Source organism: Paenibacillus sp. W2I17, from assembly GCF_030815985.1.
GTDB lineage: Bacteria > Bacillota > Bacilli > Paenibacillales > Paenibacillaceae > Paenibacillus.
The window spans coordinates 2286394-2308115 of record NZ_JAUSXM010000001.1; the positions used below are offsets into that span (position 1 = coordinate 2286394).

The window sequence follows — 21722 nt, forward strand, 5'->3', positions numbered from 1 at the left end:
CCTACCTTATATTGTAACATATTTACACTATGATGTTTGTGAAAAATGCGCTTGTATCCGACACCCTATAGTTGACCGAAACACTCTTGTTTTATTTCGGGTTTCACCTATTGCATAATGGCAACGGGTTTGTTTATAATAACCTATATCTCCAAAGTTACTTTTAGTTACTTAATGATTTTAATAAATCTGTTGTTATAAAGTAAATAAAGCGTCACCATTATAATGCAAGGGACTTATGCACATGAATCAGAATACACAATCACAACTCAAAACGGAAGTTTGCATCGTCGGCGCTGGACCTGGCGGGGCTTTGCTTTCTTACTTACTGAATCAAAAAGGAATCTCCACGATGCTCATTGAGCGGCAGCCCCACCTGCACAAGTCGTTTCGCGGGGAGTTGCTCAATGTAGACGGCGAAGCCATTTTAAATAAACACGGCCTCTATTCCCTCATCCAGGAACGCGGAGCGCTACTCTTGGAACAGATTCAGTATTGGGAAAATGGGCAGATTATTCATACGGTATCACCAGGCAATGGAGAATCTCATGTTGGTATTCATGTACCCCAAGATCATCTCCTGGAAGCCATCGTGTCGCACGCTCAGCAGCACAGTTCATATGAACAAGTACTATTCAATACGATTATGACCGGTTTGTTACGAGACAAGAACGGCCAGGTCGTGGGTATTAACATTCGGCAGAACGGCGTTCCTGCTTCCATTGAAGCATCTGTTATTGTGGGTGCTGATGGCAGATACTCTGCTGTACGCAAACATTCCGGTATGACCCCGGAGATTCGCAAACACGGGTATGATCTGCTCTGGGCACGCATTCCGGCACCCGTAGGTTGGGAACCCGCTGTCCGGATGGCCAGCATGGATGGTCAACAGCTCGCACTGTTCTCTCAGTTCGGCGGTTATGTTCAGATTGGATGGAACATTCCCGAGGGAGCTTACTCCAAGCTGCGAGAGCAGCCGATTGCTCCTTTTGTAGATAAACTTGTATCTGCTTTTCCTTGCCTGTCTGATTCTGTAGCTGCCAACATTCAGAGCTGGAGTGATTTTGTTTTGTTATCTGTTGAAAGCAGCTATTGCCAGTCGTGGGTACAGGACAATGTTGTTCTCATCGGTGATGCCGCTCATACCATGACACCAACCGGTGCGTTTGGACTTAATGCCGCGCTCGAAGATGCGGATGTGCTCTCCGAATTACTTGTCCAAATGGCTGCAGATCACTTCAGTTCCACTGTACAACTTCAGGAACTTCAGACGATTCGCGGGGCAAAGGTACAGCAGCAACTTGCTCGGCAAGTGGAGATGGAATCCTCTTTCCAACAGCGTTATGAATCCTTTCTCTAAACCCAGTTAATACGGATAAAATGCCTATATGCCCAAACAGCCGATCACTTCATCATAGAGAAGAATCGGCTGTTTGGCTTGTTGGTTTATCTTTTTATGTAATTCCGTATCCTTCTTCATTTTCGTTTGCGTGGAGCAAACGTGTCTTCTCTGGGTGCTTCTTGTACAGTATCAACGTCCTTCGGATAGGATGAGATGTTATCTTTTTCATATACTGCTTTCTCCAGATTGCTTAAGCGGCGCAATACTTGTTTGCTTTTACGAACGATATATACAATACCAATAATCAGCAGGATCAACATCAGAATGAATATAACCATCTCCGGATAAAAGACAAATGACATGAATCCACCTCCTTTGAAAACGATTTCTCTATATCATTCTAACCTTAATGATCCAAGATGTGAACCCGATTGGAAGTTTCGCTTGTGGAATAAGGACAAGATCGCCTGACACGACGAAATGAACTCACTTGCTGCAAAAGTAAAAAAGGTGGCATCCCTGATCAGGATTACCACCTTGAACCTCGAATAAGATTCGAAGTCTGTTATTATTTTATCCTTCTCTGCCGTTCATGGCACTGACCCGAAGTTCTGTCAGTGGCAGAGACGACTGCTCCGGATGACGAAGTCTTACTGTTCGACTCTCACCAGGGAGCAGATCGAAATAATTGTCACTGAATCGGACACGTCCAAGGGGAAGCTCCAGCTTCACCAATCGTGCAATCGCACCACTGGCCGTAACCGTTACAGACTGCTCCTCTTCGTTCACATGCACGCTCAATTGAGACTCCGGCAATGTCACATCCTTCGGATCACGCAAGAAGTATCGATTGCTCGGTGCCGCAAACCCTTCGGATACCAACTCAACCATTACTTCCTCCGCACGTCTACCCTGTAGCACCTCTACTTCATTTAGTTCGGCAATACACAGTGAGGATTGGGATGTTACTTCAACAGCATGTGAGCATGAGTAGATCTTCTCTCCATTCAATGCATAGACATTGAGTTGAAGCTCGCCTTTCAAGACGTCCTGCGTATCGTTCACGACCCACAACGCAAGCGGCTCACCCGGTTCATGCTCCAGTGACAATAGGACAGGATGAAAGAATATTTTCCCGTAATAAAAGGATGCCTTCGGCAACAGCTCATAGTCAATCATGGACCAGCTTGTTCCTGGCCAACTATCGTTCAATTGCCATACGAGCGCTCCGCTGTTGCGATGATTGATGCGCCGGAAATGTTCAATTCCATATCGCAGCCCTTCTGCTTGAGTGAGCATGGAGTAGTTCATATACTCTTCTATATCTTGCGGAATGCCTGTATAACCCTCCATTAGCAGAATACCTTTTTGATGATTGGTATCCTTGTTACGGTAGGCCATCTCCGGGCTGCCCCAGTAAAACTGACCTGCGGGCATATTTTTCTCCAGCGTGTAGCGGTTAGCTGAGGCGTGCATACCGAATTCACTGCTGAACAGCGCATAATCCTTTTTATAATTTTTGAACGTTACACCTTCAATACTGTAGTCCAGCAGCGGTGGCTCTCCATGCTTCCTTGGATAGACCGAACCATGCCATACCTGCCAGTTGTGGCGATCCCCCACATCCGGGTCATTCGCATCCTGACCGTTGCTGTCCCCGAACGGCGAAGAAGGCCAATATGGACGGGACAGATCCAATCGCTCCAGCACCTCAGGGATCAGTTCATGATAGATAAGTTCGCCGTAGAACGGGCTGGTAATATCTCCACTTGCCGACTTCATATCATAGAGCCAATCTATTTCATTATTCCCACACCAGAGGGCAAGCGAGGCACGGTTACGCAGGCGTAAGACATTGTTTTCTACCTCTTGCCGCACATTATCCATGAAATCACGATTGAAATCCGGGAACAATGCGTTCGCGAATGCAAAATCCTGCCACACCAACACCCCTTGCCGATCACACTCATCGTAGAAGACATCCTTCTCATATATACCACCAGCCCAGACACGCAACATGTTCATATGCCCTTCCACCGACAGCTCGACAAGCTCACGATACCGGGAGTTTGGGATGGCACCAATCAGATGATCAGCCGGAATCCAGTTGGCACCCTTGGCATATACTTTGACTCCGTTCAGAATAAAAGTAAATGTATCTTCACCCCGTTCATTGTGAAGAGCCAGCTCAATCGTTCGTAACCCATAAGGCTCGTTATAACGATCCACCTCAACGCCATCTGCGTATAATGTAACCTCCAACGTATACAGATAAGGCTCACCCAGATCATGGGTCCACCATAACTGAGGTGACGGGACGTTCAACGTGGTATCTGCCTTAGCACCATCTATGGGTAGTTCAGGCACACCTGCCACCTCGTGTCCGCTGCGATCCAACAGACGAACATTACAGGTCGCAACCACAGCCTGCTCACGTTTCTGTCTGCTACGGTAAGACAAGACCGACTTCACATCTGCCGTGACATGTAAGACAGCCAGCTCTGTACTGACTGATTCCGTTCGAGCATACACACTTTCCAGCTTGGCGATTGTTCGTTTTTCCAGCCGTACAGCACCCCAGATGCCCACCGTAACCATACGTGGCCCCCAGTCCCAGCCAAAGTTCATCGCTGCTTTGCGCAACCATGGCCGTTCCTTCGTATACGAGGACCAGTCGAAGGTTTCTTTGTCCCGGTGATGCAGGTGAAGCGGATCAAACTTGACAGCAATCGCATTCCAGCCGCTCCGCACCAGTGACGTTACATTAAACGTATGTGACATGAGCATATTGGCCGTTTTCCCGACCTCATGGCCGTTGACATATACCGTTGCAAACGTATCCAATCCTTCGAACACCAATTCAAAGTGCTCCTCGATCTCTGCATCTCTCACCAGATTGAAGGTTGTGCGGTACCACCATTCCTTTTGCTCAATCCAGCGACTTTTGGCATCATTATGTCCGTAATATGGCGGATCAATGATACTGCGTTCAACCAGTGCAGCGTGTACATCGCCAGGCACTTCAGCCCCGATCCAGAAACGGTCATCCAGTGCAGCAGCTGCCACATCCATTGCCCGCTTCTCTCCAACTTCAAAATGTTGTATCTTCCATTGTCCCGATAAATCCTGACTTGAACTATAGGTCTTCATCAGTATGCCCTCACTCTCCAATAACCCTGAGTAATACCATATCGAAAACGTTTGCAGAAAGGCAAGACATGTTTCCTAATCTGCTCATTTCTAACTTCCCGAAGGCTTGAACGACAACGCCTCTTCGCGATATTCACTCGGGGTTTTGCCGGTATGTTTTTTGAACAGTCTGCTAAAATATTTCACGTCCTCGTAGCCGCTGATGGCAGCTACTTCACTGACCTTCGCTGGAGACACCGCGAGCATATCCATCGCTCTTCGTATACGCATATCGGTGACAAAATCTCCGAAGGTCACACCCATTTCTTTTTTAAACAGCTCACTGAGATGACCCGGATGCAAATGAACATGTCCAGCTACCTGCTGCAGATTAATATCCTGCGCCAATGAAGATTCAATATAACCGATAGCCTTCTGCACATGGGCAGCCTGTCCCTGACCCATTCGGCTATGATAGACATGCATCAGACCATACAGATGATGAAACAGCATATCCCCGAGCTCCGCAGCTTCGGCATCCGGTTCCGGCAACCAGGGCTCGAGCCTTGCGGGTTCTTCACGCCCTGTGGCTCGCATTGTGCGAGTCAGCCAGCGATGACCTGCAATAACGGCGGAGTGCAGACAAGCACTGAGAGATTCTGGTGTGACCTCTGGTTCTGTAATCAAATTAGCCACAAGTTCTCGCGTCCATGTCGTTAACGTGACTGAATCATTATCCAGCAATAATGTACCAAGTGTGGTCTCCTCTTCGTGCGTAAGTACGGTTTTGCCACCTTGACGATCCTGAATGTGCTCATAATGCCATACTTTATAATCCATCAAACCCCGATATCGGAATGCAGCTGAGGCAGTACTGTAGCTTTCGTGCAGATCTGCATATCCACGCACAGGCAGACCCACCGCTACGCGCAGGGTGCACTTCAGTAATTGCTCCACCCGACGTAATGCATTCTCCAGCCTGAACGTAGTTTCATGTTCCACAGGCGGCCATGCAACTACACAAATAATTTGCTGTTTCTCTACATGAGCAATGGCACCAGGTAACATATCCTCCAGGGTATTCTGCACCGCAAATCGTAATAGCGCATCCGAGGATCGATCCCAACCCTCTGCTCGAAGAATAATGACTTGTCTGAGAATCTGTTCATCATCAAGGCCACCAACCCCTGCCTCTTTTCCAGCATCAGATCGCAAGAATGAAGGAAAATGGCCCGAAGCGGTGTCACCATCAATGATCCATCCAGCAAATAACCGCTCTCGATTCTCCCGCATAAGCTGGCCCTCTCTGGACTTCTCTGCCCAACATTCCGTGATGCGCTGTTTGGCCTGTAATACAGTCTTGATGATCTCTTCCGGCTTGCTTGTTTTGAGCAGATAATCTGTAACGCCTTGGCGAATCGCCTGTTGGGCATAAGAAAAGTCATCGTATCCGGACAAAATAATGACCTCCAGCTCAGGTAGCAATCGCAGGCCCTCTTCTGCCAGTTCCAGCCCTGATCTGCCTGTCATCCGAATATCCGTCATCAGGATATGCGGACGTTCCTCAGCCATGCGTGTTAACGCCTCCTCTGCCGAGGCAGCAGGTTGAAGAAGTTCAATTCCGAGTTCATGCCAAGCGATAACGCTGGCAAGCCCTGTACGGATAATCACTTCATCATCAACAATTAATAGTCTCATGGCGAACCCTCCAAGATTGGAATGGAAAACGAAATCCGAGTACCTCCCCCAACCCTGCTGTCTACTTCAAGCTGTGCATCCGCTCCATAATGGAGCAGCAGTCTCTCATTCACGTTGCAGAGCCCATAACCGCCTTGGTTCAGCTGTTTTTCCGGCTGTTTTCCCTTCCATTCCCTAATGCTTATCCTTAATTGCTCCAGTCTGTCCGGCTCCATGCCAACACCATCATCCAGCACCAGCACATTTATCTGTTCATTATCCGGGTCCTTGCGAATCATTATGGTGATGGTACCCACGCCTGCTTTGGGCTGAATGCCATGAATCATGGCGTTCTCAACAAGCGGTTGCAGCAATAGCTTCAGCATCATTCGCTTCTCAAGTGCTGGATCTACGATATAATGCAACACAAATTGATCAGGGAAACGAATCGACTGCACACGCACATAATGGCGAATATGAGCAATCTCCTGTTCCACAGGGCAGTAATCCTGACCATTGTTCAAGCTGATACGCAGAAAATCACTTAGGCCCTCAACCATATCCGCAATCCGCTTCTCTTCAGACATCAAGGCAATCCAATGAATTGAAGAGAGCGTGTTATATAGGAAGTGCGGATTAATCTGCGCCTGAAGCACCCGAAGATCCGCTTCTTTTTTGCGAGCTTCACCTCGAATAACCTCTTCCTTTAATAACTGAATATGTGCACCGAGCAGATTGTAACTCTCCCCAAGCCTGCCAATCTCGTCATCACTTTCAGATCGAAACAAAGGAAGCGGGCGTTCCGGATCAATTCGGGACAGATGCCGGGTAAGCACACGAAGCGGCCTCGTCACACGCCGCACCGTAAACCAGACCAAGCCAGCACTGATCACAGCAGACATGGCAACGGCGCAGCCGGTTAGAATAAGAATGTACCGATTCTCGGACTTGTACTGGTCGTATGGGACTGTTCCAACCAACGTCCACCCCGTCAATTCTTCCGGATAATAGAGCAACGTCCGTTTATCGTCACCACTGCCATACGTGGTGGTTCCGCTACCGCCATCCTGAATTAACGTCGAAATCCCTGGTTCGACACCTTCCAGCTTAAGTCCAAGCCGGGATTTGTCCATCGAAGACAGAATCTCTCCAGAACTGCCAATGAGCTCCAGTCTGCCTTGCCCTCTGCCTAATCCCAGAGCGGCCCATCCCTTGGATATGGCCTTCTCATCCAGACTAATGGCTAACCAGCCGATGGGTCGATAATCATGGATACTGCGAATCGGCCGAACCAATGTGATCACATTTTGTATACCCGCGTAATTCTGCACCGGGTATACCCCTGTCCATTGTTTGACTGCTTCACCGCTTGGGACAGAGGGATACGAAAGGTTCGATTCATTGGATTCATACCAGGTAGCGGTTGATAATGTAGCATTAAAACGTCCCGGATATATGGCGATGTTGGCGATATATTTCTTAGAAGCCGCCAGATTAGTCATCCTGCCCAGAATATCCACCCGGTCCAGCTCATGATCTTCATTATGGCTAAGATACTGCTGGATGTCCCGTTCTCCAATCAGGAAAATCGATAGGTTCTCGGCATCTTGCAACATATAACGAAGATTTGCTTCTACCTGTTTCAGCGTATCCATGCCGGACAGCTTTGTTTTTTGCTCTGTGATGCGGGAAGAGATCAGAAAGGCGAACAGGCCCAAGGCCAGCAAAGGCACAATCATTGAAGCCGTCACAACGACGGATAGCTTCCTTTGTAACGAAGATGTGAGCCAGCGTGCCAAACGTTTCTCCTCCTCTGGATGCGCTTTCGTTTACCCTTTGACAGCTCCTGCGGTCATGCCTTTCATAACCTGTTCCTGGAATATAAGATACAAGATAATGGTTGGAATGACTGACAGGGTCATGGCGGCAAGCGTTAATCCGTAATCCGTCTGATATCCATCCGCAAAGTTCGCAATGGCCAGCGGTAACGTTTTCAATCCGGTTTTGTTGATGAATACAAGCGCAAATGAAAAGTCATTCCACGCATGCAGGAAACTCAGGATCGTAACCGTCGACAACGCAGGCACAGACATGGGTAGCATGATTCGGGTAAACAGCCCCCACAGGCCTGTTCCATCAATAAAAGCTGCCTCTTCAATGTCACGTGGAACACTTGTCAGATAAGCCGTAAGCACAAAAATTGCCGTAGGCAGTGCAAAAGCCGTATAAGGTAATATTAAGGCCCAGTACGTATTTAACAAGGACATCTGTTTCATTAGAATAAATAAGGGGACAAGTGTACTATGGATCGGAATGAGCATCCCTACAACAAAGAAGGTCATGATTAACCCTTTCCAGCGAAACTGGAAACGAGCCAGGATGAATGAAGCCAGCGCTGCAATAAACAGCGTCAAAATAAGTGATCCCACCGATACGATTAGTGAATTGCCAAAAGCGGTCCCCAGCCTGGAGCTTTCCCATGCATTGCTGAAATTGGCAACATTCCAGTTTTCCGGCAGTCCAAAGGGCCGGCTATAGAAATCTTCATTTGTTTTGAATGCACTAATCACGAGCCAGTAGAACGGATACAATGTTAAAATACCATAGACCGTTAGCAGCGTCCAAACAATTCCGCTACGTAGGCGGCGAATCGGATGGCCCGAGCTGCTTCGTGGTGATGGCATGGATACAGGTGTCACTTGCATGATAACTCCTCCTCTCTATTGATTCTCTTTTCGTTTGCGACTGGTTAGCCACTGGCTTGTTCCGATCAGAAGCAGCGAGATCAGTACGATGGTTGTTGAGATCGCACTACCAAAACCATATCGGTATGTTGTAAAGGTTGAATTGTACATATACGTTGCAAGCAGTTCTGTCGCATGTGCCGGACCACCCTTGGTCATGATGTAGACCAGATCGAATGATTTCAGACTACCCGAAATACATAGAATGATCGCTACCTGAACCGTACCCCAGATCATGGGCAAAGAGACGGATACCAGCTTCCGGATTCCTGAAGCCCCGTCTATTTTGGCAGCATCATGAATTTCGCTGGGAATATTCTGTAGTGCGGAGATAAAGATAATTAGATACAACCCAACAAAGCTCCAGAGCAGCGGCGGTACCAATGAGAAAATGGCAATCTTGTCATCGGACAGCCATTGCAGCTTCCAACTTTCCAGCCCCAGTGCGTCCAGCAGAAAGTTCAATATCCCGATCTGCGGATGATAGATATACTGCCAGATCATACCGATAACTACAGTGGATAACACCATCGGCAGAAATACGGCTGAGCGCAGAAACCGCTGTAATGGATTGCTTTTGTGTAAGATGACCGCCAGCATCAGCGCTAACGGAATCTGTCCAAAGACCGATGCCAATACAAAAATAACGTTATTTTTCAGTGCCCGCCAAAACACAGGATCATGCCAGATCTCAATGTAATTATCCACACCAATATATTTCGATGCGCCGATGCCGGACCAGTTGAAGAAACCATAGTAGGCCGACCACACGACCGGTACAAATACAAACAATGCATAAATGATGACTGCCGGGGCCAGCCCCAGCATAATAAAACGCCGACTGCGCAGTGCGTTCATCTGTTCACTTCCCTTCCTTGAATGAATGCCTTTCTCAACTTGCAACTGACTATCTCGTCCAGACTCAAAACCCCTCCCCTGCCGGGAAGGGGTTTTAACGAATGGTTACTGACTAACTGCATTGGCTTGAGCCGCCTGAATTTTGGCTGCAATGTCTTCGGCCTTGCCGCCCATTAGCAACTCTTGCAATGCATTATTAATAACCTCAACCGTTGCCGATCCCAGCTTGGAATCGTATACTGGCGTGATCTTCACTTCTTGCATCAGATCATATAATTCTACGAACAATGGATGTGCTTTGGTTTTGTCCAGATCAATCTTGTAACTCACCAATGTGCTGCTATCCAATGTGGCCTTCTGACCATCAGGTCCTGCCAGCGCGTAGAACAGCTCCATCGCTGCCTCTTTTTGTGCACCGCTCAGCTTTTTACTTACACCCAACCCGGTTCCTACAACACCGGATGTTGTTCTTGGTTCACCCTGGCCTCCGTCCACTGGAGGAAGAATCGTAATATGCGTGTTGTTCAACACCTCTTCAGGTGCATTGTTCACCAGATTTGCCAAGGCCCATCCGCCGTTCATGACCATCGCTGCCTTACCTTGGAAATAAAGCTGCATCATCTGTGTCTCATCGATACTATTGAATCCATCCTGGAATGCCTTGGTGTTGCCAAGCTCCTGCATCTTGTTCAAGGCTTCAATAAATTGCGGATCGGTAAAGCTTGCACCATCTTGTGCTGTCGCTTTCAGGAACCAGTCCGTGCCGGTAATCCGATCAGCCAGTGTACTGAATATCGTTGATTGAGCTACCCAGTTGGCTTTGTTGCCAAGTGCCATGGGAATGACTTTATTTTGATTAAAAGTAGCAATCGCTTGTTCCAGTTCCGCCCAGGTCTCAGGCACTTTTACGTTGTACTGTTTGAACAAAGCTTCATTGTAATAAATGAAGGAACTTGGCGCCAGATTCATCGGCACGGAGTAGATATTCCCGTCCACAGTGTATCCATCCAGTGCATTCGGGATAAAGTTGTCTTTCCACTCCGGCTTTGCGTCCAGCTCAGCATTAATGGGCTGTAACAGATCCCCTTTTACAAATTCCTTAGTCATGGCATCCGGCCACATCACAAATAGGTCTGGCATCTCGTTAGCAGCTGCCACCGTGCGAAGCCGGGTTTTGAGACCATCTGTTGGCAAGCCTTCATCCACAACTTCAATATCTGGATGCGCCGCGCGAAAATCTTCAATTATTTTGCGCATCGCAACCGCCTTTGCATCCTGTCCGGTCCAGTTGTGCCAGAGAGTGACGGTTACTTTGTCATTGCCGCTGCCTCCTTCTGAAGTGTCCCCGCCAGCACAGCCAGCCAGAATAATGCAGAACAATGTTATTGCCAGGAAACCCGAAAGCCATTTTTTCAACATCTCTATAATCCCCCTCGGCGATTTGAATACACTTATTGTAAATGTTAACGCTATCATACCGTAAGGTGACGATCCACGGATGCAGGGGTGAAAAATATCGGTTCCCCTGTTTGGAATTTACTTTGCTGACTTATTGTTCATAACATATAAAAAGAGCCCTCACAATGAGAGCTCTTTCTTGTTGCAGCCGTCGGTAGCTTCACCCCAGGCTAATATATAATGAATTAGTGCTAAATCGTATTAAATATGGATTGCGTATTATTGGATACTGTTCTTCACCAGTTCTGCAAAAGCTTCGGACCCTTGCGTAGTGAGATGTACGCCATCTTTTTCAAAATATTCGTCATGTCCCTCACTTGCACTGTTCCAGTCAATCAACGAGACATTGCTGTACTTGGATGCAGCCTCATTCAACGCCCTGTTCACCGTTCGTTCCCACGGACGAGGTACGCGCACAGTAACCAGATATACCCGATCCTCATCCTTCAGATAATCAAGCACAGCATTCAAGTTTTTGGAGTTAAAGGAACCATTCGTCCCGAGCTCCAGCACCACTTTACTGCCCATTTGGTTGTTTTGCTTCAGACCTTCCAATACATCGCCTGCCTGCCACATCTGACGACCGACATGTCCGTCCACATACACTCCTGATATACTTTGCTCCAGATACGGTTTTGCATCCAAAATCACCGAATCTCCAATAACGGTATAATGAACCTTTCCATCCTCGGCAGGAGAAGCCGTTTCTTCATTGCCCTGAGGTGAATCAGGTGTATCATCCGTATGATCCGTATCATCGGATTGATTCGCTCCGGCGTCATCCGGTGTATCATTCTCGTTATTCACGGAGTCATCAGCCGGCTTATCTTCAGACTGACCGTCCTTGCCAGGATTCACTGAATTGTCCTGTTCGTCAGGTTTTGAGTCTGGAGCAGACTCTCCTGTTGGCTTCTCATTTTTCCCCGGATCATCTTTCGTTCCTGCTTCCGGTTTATGGGTATGAGCATCGTTCTTTTGGCCAGAGCCTGACGTTGCTGTAATAGCTGGCAACACATCCTGTCCCTGTTCCTCCGCTACGGAATTCTCTCCATTCAATGTGTTGGACATCGATACCGAATGGGAGTCGGAGTTCGCTGCATGTGTGACCATCATCTGAGATACCGTATAGGACAACAGCAGAATCGTCATCAACAGACCTGCCCGCTTCCACCATACGTTACGTATACCGATCGATGACCGCCCTCTTCCCCATAATCGGGACCAAGAATCACGGAATCCATTGTACCGAATCGGATTTTCAATATATTTAAGGGACAATGAGGCCAGTACAACCGTTGCAGCAACCTGTAAAATGATTCGTACAGGATGTGCTCCTCCCGTATCCACCGCGGGATTGGTTAACATAATGACAGGATAATGCCACAGATATAATCCGTAGGATCGCTCTCCGATCCAGCGTAATGGCTTCGCGCCAATGATACGTGCCAGTAAAGACGATGGGTGAGCCAACACCGCTACCAGCAACGTTGTTGCGATAGCCTGAAGCACCATGCCCCCTTGATACAGAAACGGATCATATTCACTGCTGTTCAGCATCATGTAGATTAACAAAGCGAGCGCAGCAAGTCCCGACACATCGAGCACAAGCCGGTTCATGCCAGACAGAGAGTTCGACAGCTTGCGACTAGGCCACACCACGGCAAGAGCAGCACCAGCAAGCAGTGCGAATGCCCGCGTGTCTGTTCCATAATATACACGGCTCGGGTCCAAATCCGGATTATACATGATGGCCATTGCGCCAGCAGATAATTCAGCTGCGACGACAATGAAAACGACCAGCCATCCCTTTCTTTTGAACACTACGATTGCTGCGATCAGTAGAAGAGGCCATATAAGATAAAATTGCTCTTCCACAGCCAGTGACCAGAAATGTCCAAACGGTGATGGAGGGCCAAAACTTTCGAAATAGGAAACGTTGTGAAAGATATACCACCAATTGCTTATGTATAATACACCCGAAACGATATCACCACGAAGCGCAGCAAGCCGGGATGGGTCTGTACAGGCCAACCAGATCATCACCACAGCTGTCATGGTCAGCATGCCTGGAAGCAAACGCCTTACCCGTCTTACCCAGAAATCACCGAGTGAAATGCGTCCATGTTCCTGCCACTGTGACACGAGAATATCTGTAATTAAATATCCCGAGAGAACAAAGAATATACCTACACCGAGCAGTCCGCCCGGAATAAAATCCAAATTCAGATGATACGCGATTACCGCAAGTACAGCGATGGCTCGCAAGCCGTCAAGTCCGTTCATATGTCTCTTACGATTTAACGATTGTGACATGCATGCCCCTCCTTGTTACTGTGAGTCAACAACATCGGTGTTGGGGGCATAAAGGAACTCCTGATCGTTCTGGTTGTCATTAACATACGTATTGCACCTTCCATCTTTCATTTACAACATAAGAAAAGCTTCTGTTTGAAGCACTATCCAATGATGCGACATTCTGTGTGAATTCTATAATCTTAAAGAAGACGAGTTGCCTGTCCATTAAGTTTAATTATTAAAATATTCTTTATATTCATTCGTGAGTTCACGTTTAGCATTATACGCCCGAAATAAGCCTCATACTTTACAGGAATAGTTACAAACGATTAAACCGATGTAACCTTTCCTGCCAGCTCATATAGCTGTAAAATCATACTCTAATTTTGTCGTTAAATATAGTACTTTTCATCGAGTGGCTAAAATTACCTGTCCCGCTTGCGCAAACCAGCATACCCACGCACACATCGATTGAAACAATTGAATTCATAACAAAAGGCTGCCGACTTGCTCAGCAGCCAATATCCATTATAAACCTATGTCAGACCGGATTGAAAGTTTTGCTCATAATTGCTTCTTCTTGCCTAGGACCCTAGAGGTGGAACGGGTGAATCTTTTCTTCTGTCCTCGCATCCATGATCCGGTATGCTGAACGCCCTGTGTACATTGGAATTTGCAACTTCTCCAGATCAACCATTCCATTCTCTAGAAAGTACTTCTGATCCTGATATCGCTGCAACACTTCGCCTGCAATCCATTCATGGTCACCATATGTCGTAATCTCCATAACCTTGCATTCATAAGCAAAATAAGCGTCTGTCAAAATGGGTACACTTACCTTGATTCCTTCCTCATACGGAATGCCGAATCTTGTGAATTTATCCGTATCTCTTCCACTGAACGTTCCTGCAGCTTGAATCCACTCCGATCGATGACCTGGCAGGAAATGAACACCGAATACGCCACTCTTCTCAATGAGTTCATAGGAGTATGTTTCCTTACGAAGGGAGATGCCATATACGCCTGGTGATGATCCGATGTATGTATGCCATCCGGACGCCATCACATTCTGAACTCCCTCATGACGTGAAGTCACCACCGCTACCATTCCAGGATAAGAATAAAATATGGGTTCTTCTATCGGCTGACGCATCTAATCCCCTCTCTTCTTCGTTATAAAGACAACTTTAATTATAAAGGAAAGAAACAGGTTGAAAAAGCGTTTTGCAGAGGATTTCGCTATAAGCGACACATTCAATATCATGTTATACTGAGATGGTCAATTTCTAAAAATACGATACTGGGAATGTGATAGGATATGGTCAAATCAGTCAAATATACCTCCTAAATAAAGACATTATTCAAATTTAGGAGGTTATAACTTATGTTTAATTCAATCGTGTTAGATCAGTGGGATCGAAAGCCATACTTTGACCACTACTTGAATCAGGTCAGATGTACCTACAGCATAACTGCTAATCTGGATATCACTCTATTGAGTACCGAACTCAAGCTTAAAGGATTGAAATTCTATCCTGCTCTTATCTATATGATCTCTACGGTTGTCAATGCACACAGAGAATTTCGAACCTGTTTTGATGCCGAGGGGAAATTGGGCTACTGGGACGAAATGTCTCCGAGTTATACGATTTTTCATGAGGACAACAAAAGTTTCTCAACGATCTGGACAGCATTCCATGAAGATTTCGAGACGTTCCACAATCGACATCTGGAAGATATGAAGAATTACAAAGATCACAAACAATTTGTTGCCAAACCCAATGAACCGCCAAATACATTTCCCGTTTCCAGCATTCCCTGGGTGAACTTTACGGGATTTAATCTGAATGTTTACAATGAGGGAACCTACTTGTTGCCTATATTCACGATGGGAAAATATGTTCAACAAAACGATCGAGTTTATCTTCCCTTATCCGTTCAGTTACATCACGCGGTGTGTGACGGCTACCATGCTGGCGTTTTATTTAATGAACTGCAATCACTTGCAGATCGATGCCAAGATTGGTGTTAGTTAGCTAAATGACAAAAAGGCATTCCTGACTTCGTAATGGAGTCAGGAATGCCTTTTCTTTTTTACTTTTTCCAAATGCTATTTAATTGCACTTACTGTACCCACAGTTGCTGCATGTTTTGCAACCTTCCACATTCATCAGGGATGCCGAGCCGCATGAAGGACATAAATCTCTCGATTCGATAAAGGTTTTCTGATCCTCCACTTTTGGATACGTGCTCTCCACTTGATTCTGTTCTTGTACTGCTCCAGTTTCATTCTCCAGCACATCGCTCTGTACATGACTTTCCAATGCTTTGGCAACTGCATCAGCAATCGATTCAACCCGATTGGCTCCGAAGCCAATCGCTCCCGAACCACCGATTCCCTTGAGATGTTTGATCAACAGTTCAACCTTGTGCCCATGATCTCCGTATCGAAGGAACAGAGAGCATACTCGACCAAGTGCCTCAGCCATGGCAAACACGTCCGAGCCCGCTTTGCCCACGTTCAGGAAAATCTCACCCGGCGTTCCCTCCAGATCATTGATCGTAATGTAAGCCATGCCGAATGGCGTATTGATTTTATATGTCGCACCGCGCAGTACTTGAGGACGGCTTCTATACTGTTTATCCAGCACTGTAGAAGAGGAAGGGGCTTGATCGGAAGAATGCGTTCTAACACCAACCTGGCTATTGGAAGTTCCATCACTTGCCTGTACTTCAGCATTATTCGGGTTTTCTATTGCAGATACGACTGTCTTCTCTTCAGCTTCCGCCGTGTTCTGATCTTCAGCCTGGGTCGCTTCCTTCTTCGACGTGGACAACACCTGCACATCCCTGCTGCCGTCGCGATATATCGTTACTCCCTTGCAGCCTAGGTCGAAGGCCAGTTCGTACAGCTCAGCCGTGTCCTCCACTGTAAAATCAGCCGGACAGTTTGCCGTTTTCGAGATCGAACTATCCACCCATTGCTGGATCGCAGCCTGCACCCGGATATGATTCTCAGCCGACAGATCCATTGCCGTCACATAATAATCTGGTAAAGCTTCACCCGGATGTTCATCCAGCCAATCTTGTGCAATCGGTACGAACTGTTCATCATAACCTAGACGGCTTTGACGGAAATACTTGAAGGCGAAATACGGCTCAATACCTGTTGATGTGCCCACCATCGTACCTGTACTTCCCGTTGGCGCCTGTGTGATCAGTGTGACATTTCGAATGCCCTGTTTACGAATGGCCTCTCCCACTTCAGGGTACGTCGCAACCATGTTTTTCATGAATCCACTCTGTAAGTACCGTTCAGCTTCGAAAGCTGGGAAAGCTCCCTTCTCTGCTGCAATCTCTGCCGATGCCAGATAGGCCTCCTTCGCCATGAATCCATACAGTTTATCCAGAAAAACAAGAGATTCAGGACTGCCGTATCGAATACGCAGCTTAATCATCAGCTCTGCCAGTCCCATCGTGCCAAGCCCAACCCGGCGTTCACGCTGCTGATTCAGTCTATTTTCCTCAAAATGATATGGTGTTGCATCGATGACATTGTCCAAAAATCTAGCCGAGATACGAGTGGTTTCCGCCAGTTCATCCCATGCCACATCATGATTTGTTTCATCGTAGAATTTGGACAGATTAATGGCAGACAGATTACATACACCCCAGCCAGGCAGGCCTTGTTCCCCGCACGGATTAGTACAGATGATCGGATTGAAGTACCAGCTGTTGGACATCTGGTTATAGTACTCCATGAATACCACACCAGGCTCTGCCGATTTCCAGGCTGATTCAATAATGGTATGCCAGATTTCGCGCGCCTTCAGTGTACGATAGTGCACCACCGAATGACCTGCTGCTTTCCACTGCTGCATATCCCCGTTCCACTCGGTATCATAGTCTGGATCGTTTGTATCGGGGAAAACCAAGTCCCAATCACCGTCCTGCTTGACAGCCTCCATAAATGCGTTGCTCACACATACAGACAGATTGGCATTGGTCACCTGCCCCATCGTTTGTTTCACGGTAATAAAATCAAGCACATCCGGATGCCAGTCATTCATCATGAGCATGAGCGCACCCCGGCGGCTCCCACCCTGTTCAATCAGTCCAGTCGTATAACTGAACAATCCGCCCCACGATACGGAACCGCTGGATGATCCGTTGACACCTTTCACCACCGCTCGGCGAGGACGCAAAGAGGACAAATTAATACCTACGCCTCCCCCACGTGCCATAATCTCCGTCATCTCGGTCAAGGTTCTCATGATGCCACCCCGACTGTCTTGCGGAGACGGAATAACATAACAATTGAAGAGTGTCAGCTCATCGCTTGCCCCCGCGCCCGCAGCAATGCGTCCTCCGGGTACTAACTTCCAATCTTCCAGCACAGAGCGGAACTTGGACTCCCACGTTGCCCGCTGATCGGCTGTGGATTCGACAGAAGCCATCGCTTTGGCGAGGCGGTCCCACATCTCTTCCGGTGTTTTTTCTATGTTGAGTGTCAGTTTCTCCACATTTGTCTCGATCATCTCTCCGCTTCGAGTCCTTACCTGTACAAGCTGACCCTGACGTTCTATGATTTCGCCCACTTCCTTGGTTGGGAACTTGGGATCATCCTTCGTTAATACCAATACAACATCTCCGACCTTGGCATGATTCGAATCAGCGTCCTTCCAGGCGTATCGGTCCAGAAATATTTTTTCGCTGAGTCCTTCTAATTGGTGCGATCGTTGGTTCGATTTCATCGCTACGTTCAACCTCCCCGGATTCAAGCTCCATTTTCACTATAAGAGTAAATTATGATAAAACACCACATATAGTGATTTAAATCCAGTATAATACACCATATATTGATTTTCCATATGACTTTTATCACAGACCTTATTTTATAGACTCTCCTGCTCGGACAAACTTCTTCACACACCCTCAAACTCACGCATACAAAATCTGTGAATTTTTTGGGACAGAAAAAACCTGAAAAAGCGAAGCGTTCGCCTTTATCCCCGGATTTCCCCCTCCAGAAAAGGGAATCAAAGAAATCTGGGGATAACAGCGATTGGAAGGTTGTTCTGTCATCGTAGTGTTCGTGCAAATAAACTGTAGTTCAACTTATATAGTTATGAACTGACTCTCATTCGTCCATACTATTACCTACGAATAAAACGTCATCACGTATGGCAGGGGAGGAAGCACCATGAACCGGAAAAACCCGCACCACATGAATCAACCTGTAGCCGAGCTGCCCGTTCCGCTGGAATTTGATCGAAGCTGGATTAATCAATTGGAATCACGACTGGATAAAGGAGGTCCTTGGGGGGATTACAGACTTTTTCAACTTGGCATTCAGGCCGAAGAGACCAACCTGATTCCAAATTTTGATGAGATCCAATGTTTGAAGCATCTACAAGGCCTTACCCCACTCCCTCACCAGATGGACACTGCACGCAAAGTATTATTTGAAATGTCAGGCCGGGCCATTCTCGCCGACGAGGTGGGGCTTGGCAAAACCATTGAAGCCGGTCTCATTCTGAAAGAATATATGGTTCGAGGTCTCGTATCCAAGGTGCTTATTCTCGTGCCTGCTTCTCTTGTGTTGCAATGGGTACGAGAGTTGAATTCAAAATTTGGCATCCCTGCTATTGCCCAGAAAAAGGCTTATTCCTGGCAGAATGAAGTGGTCGTTGCTTCCATGGATACAGCCAAACGTGACCCGCATAAAGATATGCTGCTGAATACCGATTACGACATGATCATTATTGACGAGGCCCATAAGCTCAAAAACAAGAAAACAACCAACTATCAATTCATGCTGAAATTGCGCAAAAAATATTGTCTCTTGCTTACAGCTACACCTGTGCAGAACGATATGAGTGAGCTATTCAATCTGATCAACCTGCTGAAACCCGGTCAACTGGGTCGTCAGGGTGACTTTGCGGCCAACTTTGTCGTAGACAAACGGGTTCCGAAAAATCAGGAACAGCTTAAGAACGAGTTATCCAAAGTCATGATTCGTAACCGCCGCGGCGAAGGCCCCGTTCAATTTACCAAACGGAATGTATCCAACGTGAATCTGCAACTATCGCCCGAAGAACAAGCGCTTTATGATGGCGTGACTTCCTTTGTTAAAGACCAGTACCAGGAAGCTGGCGGCAACCTGAGCAGCATGCTCTCTCTTGTTACATTGCAGCGTGAAGTGTGCAGCAGTCGGGATGCTGTATTCGTGACGCTGGTTAATCTGTCGAAGAAACTTCCGCTGGACTCTCCCCTTCGGGACAAGATTTGGGAACTCGTTGCCCATATTAAAGCGATCAAGGAAAATACCAAAGCCGAGAAAACGATGGAACTGATTCGGAACATGAATGAAAAAGTAATTATCTTCACAGAATACCGGGCCACGCAGGAGTATCTGCTAAACTATTTCCGCAACAATGGGCTTACAGCTGTACCCTATCGGGGTGGCATGAATCGAGGCAAAAAAGACTGGATGATGGATCTCTTCCGCGGGCGTGTGCAGGCCATGATTGCAACCGAAGCAGGTGGTGAAGGCATCAATCTGCAATTTTGCCATCATATGATCAACTTTGATCTGCCTTGGAACCCCATGCGGGTAGAGCAGCGGATCGGTCGGGTACACCGGCTTGGACAGCAAAATGACGTGAACATCTTCAATTTATCTACGACCGGAACCATCGAGGAACATATTCTGAGTCTGTTGCATGAGAAGATCAATATGTTTGAAATGGTGATCGGCGGGCTGGATGTCATTCTGGAACGGCTGGAGAAAAAGGAGTCTATTGAGAAAAGTTTGTACAAAATCATATTGGAATCACAAACTGATGAAGATATTCGCCGTAAAATGGACTCCCTTGGACAATCGCTGAACTCCATTCAACGTGAGGTTGCCGATGAAGGCCCTGCCGTATCCGGGTTGTTAGATCTTCGCAAAGGAGGTAGCTAACTCATGACCATGTCTCCCCATGAAGTGCAGGCTTATGTTCTCACCTATCTGGAAGCACTCGATTGTCAGATTATGGAGCGTTCCCCTGCCCATGTTACAGTCAAACTCTCGCCTGAGGCGGACAAAGCGTTGACCAATCGCCCCTATTATTGGGGGTTCGTGGAACGAACCGGAGCACCCGCTGAGACGATGTCCTTTACATTTATATTTGATCCTGACAGTTATCAGCAGGCCATTGAAGCAGCAGAAGCCAAAGCTGCGCAAGCATCACCTAACGCTACTGAAACGAATGGCATAACCAACGGCAGTCCTCAAGGCGAGCCACCAAAAGAAACTATTCTAGGCCGTTACTTCGGTATTACGCCATCCCTGCCACAGCTGGGGCCAGGACGAATACTACGTGAAGAAGTGGTGTACGGCAGTCGCAGACTCCAGCAGATTTTCGGCGCTGCCCGTGAAGGCGGTGCCTTCGTGAACCTGTTCGAACAGGCTGCCAAACGGCAATTGCGGGCTACAGCGCCAGCCGTATATGAGCCTTGGCTTGGTGTTTGTTTCAAGGTGGAATTCGCCTGTGATTTGAAACGGGAGGAATTACACTTCCTCGGCATCTCGCTTCGCTCGGGTGAAATTATAGAAAAATTCGGCACCAAGCTAAACCGACGTGACCTCAGTCCGAGGCTTGCGGAGAACATGCATGTGCAGACAGCTAAAGTTTCAATATTTGATGCCGGAGCTGCTTTGGAATCTCATTTGACAAACCGCTTGCTGGAACTTGATTATAGCTGGGCCGAGAAAGCCCAAGAGCGGCTTGATCTGGAGCTGGACGTGTTGGACACCTACTATGAAGCGGTACTCCGAGAAGATACGCCTGAGGTAGAATCACCAGGTAAGATAACCTCAGACACGGAGAATGTCCATTCTAACCGCACGCCACCTGTACCACTGAAAAAAGTTCTGGATATAACTAACGCTAAACCCATTGGAGCAGATGTAGAACTGGCGGCAGAAGCCGCAGTACCGATCGAATCCGAGACAGATGCCGAAGAAGAGAAAACAAAACAGGCGGTAATCGATCGTGAAGCTATGAAATTGCAGTATGAGACACGCCGGACCGAGATGATCTGGCAATATGAACCCAAAGTGAAAGTGACTGCCATTAGCAGCGGCATGTTTCACTTAAGATAGACGAAGACACTACTTTTCCTGCAAATGCTGGCAAAAGTAGTGTTTATTCATGATCGGCTGCCCGACA

General features: G+C 47.3%; 14 protein-coding genes. 4 read left to right on the plus strand and 10 right to left on the minus strand.

Features of this window, described 5'->3' with window-relative positions; translation table 11 throughout:
* Positions 1-244: 244 nt before the first annotated feature.
* On the plus strand, positions 245-1360 hold the full coding sequence (locus QF041_RS09945; RefSeq protein WP_307413843.1) for an FAD-dependent monooxygenase: 1116 nt from the start codon (positions 245-247) through the stop codon (positions 1358-1360).
* A gap of 116 nt (positions 1361-1476) precedes the next feature.
* On the opposite strand, the gene QF041_RS09950 is transcribed toward QF041_RS09945, so the two are convergent.
* From QF041_RS09950 to QF041_RS09990, 9 genes are all read right to left on the minus strand, one after another.
* Complete coding sequence (locus tag QF041_RS09950; protein ID WP_047842410.1) at positions 1477-1704, minus strand: hypothetical protein; 228 nt, start codon at positions 1702-1704, stop codon at positions 1477-1479.
* Between the two features lie 211 nt (positions 1705-1915).
* Complete coding sequence (locus QF041_RS09955) at positions 1916-4492, minus strand: beta-mannosidase (protein ID WP_307413845.1); 2577 nt, start codon at positions 4490-4492, stop codon at positions 1916-1918.
* A gap of 90 nt (positions 4493-4582) precedes the next feature.
* A complete protein-coding gene (locus QF041_RS09960) occupies positions 4583-6169 on the minus strand; it encodes a helix-turn-helix domain-containing protein (protein WP_307413847.1) in 1587 nt (528 codons plus the stop codon).
* Positions 6166-7947: a cache domain-containing sensor histidine kinase gene (locus tag QF041_RS09965; protein ID WP_307413849.1), complete on the minus strand. Its 1782-nt coding sequence runs from the start codon at positions 7945-7947 to the stop codon at positions 6166-6168. The genes QF041_RS09960 and QF041_RS09965 overlap by 4 nt, the downstream gene beginning before the upstream one ends.
* Before the next feature lie 30 nt (positions 7948-7977).
* The gene (locus tag QF041_RS09970; protein ID WP_164783106.1) at positions 7978-8832 is read right to left on the minus strand and encodes a carbohydrate ABC transporter permease; all 855 of its coding nucleotides are present in this window, start codon (positions 8830-8832) and stop codon (positions 7978-7980) included.
* 36 nt (positions 8833-8868) lie between these two features.
* Positions 8869-9750 (minus strand): carbohydrate ABC transporter permease, encoded by an 882-nt coding sequence (locus QF041_RS09975; protein WP_307413851.1) that lies wholly within the window; start codon positions 9748-9750, stop codon positions 8869-8871.
* A gap of 105 nt (positions 9751-9855) precedes the next feature.
* The gene (locus tag QF041_RS09980) at positions 9856-11169 is read right to left on the minus strand and encodes an extracellular solute-binding protein (RefSeq protein ID WP_307413853.1); all 1314 of its coding nucleotides are present in this window, start codon (positions 11167-11169) and stop codon (positions 9856-9858) included.
* 258 nt (positions 11170-11427) lie between these two features.
* Complete coding sequence (locus tag QF041_RS09985) at positions 11428-13521, minus strand: acyltransferase family protein (RefSeq protein ID WP_307413855.1); 2094 nt, start codon at positions 13519-13521, stop codon at positions 11428-11430.
* A 574-nt stretch (positions 13522-14095) separates the two neighbouring features.
* The gene (locus QF041_RS09990) at positions 14096-14656 is read right to left on the minus strand and encodes a flavin reductase family protein (RefSeq protein ID WP_076318443.1); all 561 of its coding nucleotides are present in this window, start codon (positions 14654-14656) and stop codon (positions 14096-14098) included.
* 231 nt (positions 14657-14887) lie between these two features.
* Between QF041_RS09990 and catA the strand changes: the two genes are divergently transcribed.
* Positions 14888-15535, plus strand: a complete 648-nt coding sequence (gene catA, locus QF041_RS09995; protein ID WP_307413857.1) for a type A chloramphenicol O-acetyltransferase — start codon at positions 14888-14890, stop codon at positions 15533-15535.
* An 82-nt stretch (positions 15536-15617) separates the two neighbouring features.
* Here catA and QF041_RS10000 read toward each other — a convergent pair whose 3' ends face one another.
* Positions 15618-18257 (minus strand): adenosylcobalamin-dependent ribonucleoside-diphosphate reductase, encoded by a 2640-nt coding sequence (locus QF041_RS10000; protein ID WP_307413859.1) that lies wholly within the window; start codon positions 18255-18257, stop codon positions 15618-15620.
* Between the two features lie 449 nt (positions 18258-18706).
* On the opposite strand from QF041_RS10000, the gene QF041_RS10005 reads away from it, so the two are divergent.
* Positions 18707-20470 (plus strand): DEAD/DEAH box helicase, encoded by a 1764-nt coding sequence (locus QF041_RS10005; protein WP_307413860.1) that lies wholly within the window; start codon positions 18707-18709, stop codon positions 20468-20470.
* 3 nt (positions 20471-20473) lie between these two features.
* Entirely contained in the window at positions 20474-21655 is a 1182-nt protein-coding gene (locus QF041_RS10010) for a YqhG family protein (RefSeq protein WP_307413862.1), read from the plus strand.
* Positions 21656-21722 lie beyond the last annotated feature (67 nt).